Annotated in this window: 1 protein-coding gene; it reads right to left on the bottom strand. The window is 72.7% G+C overall.

All coding sequences use genetic code 11. From position 1 onward, the window contains the following. Positions 1-25 precede the first annotated feature (25 nt). The coding region (locus RM812_RS42030; protein WP_311586272.1) for an ATP-binding cassette domain-containing protein at positions 26-664 on the bottom strand (639 nt) is incomplete at its 5' end.

The following is a 664-nucleotide window of genomic DNA, read 5'->3' on the forward strand; positions in this document are numbered from 1 at the left end:
GTCCCAGCCCCACCGGCCGCCGGGGTCACCGCGCCCGCTGGACCCGCCGCTCGTCCCACACCGGCTCCGGCGTCTCCCGTACGACCCCGTCCGAGCCGAAGACCAGATACCGGTCGAAGGACTTCGCGAACCACCGGTCGTGGGTGACGGCCACCACCGTGCCGTCGTACGACTCCAGACCGTCCTGGAGCGCCTCGGCCGACTCCAGGTCCAGGTTGTCCGTCGGCTCGTCCAGGAGCAGCGCCGTCGTCCCGGCCAGCTCCAGCAGCAGGATCTGGAACCGCGCCTGCTGCCCGCCGGACAGCCGCTCGAACGCCTGGTCCCCCTGCCGCTCCAGCTCGTACCGCCGCAGCACCCCCATCGCCCCGCCCCGGTCCTTCGCGTGCTCGGACCAGAGGATCTCCACCAGGGTCTTCCCCAGCAGCTCCGGGTGCGCGTGGGTCTGCGCGAAGTGCCCGGGCACGACCCGCGCCCCGAGCTTCCACTCCCCCGTGTGCGCCACCGGCTCCCCCGCCAGCAGCCGCAGGAAGTGCGACTTGCCGGACCCGTTGGAGCCGAGGACCGCGACGCGCTCCCCGTAATAGATCTCCAGGTCGAACGGTTTCATCAGCCCGGTCAGCTCCAGGCCCTCGCAGGTGATCGCCCGCACCCCGGTCCGGCCGCC

It is taken from the genome of Streptomyces lancefieldiae (assembly GCF_031845825.1).
GTDB lineage: Bacteria > Actinomycetota > Actinomycetes > Streptomycetales > Streptomycetaceae > Streptomyces > Streptomyces lancefieldiae.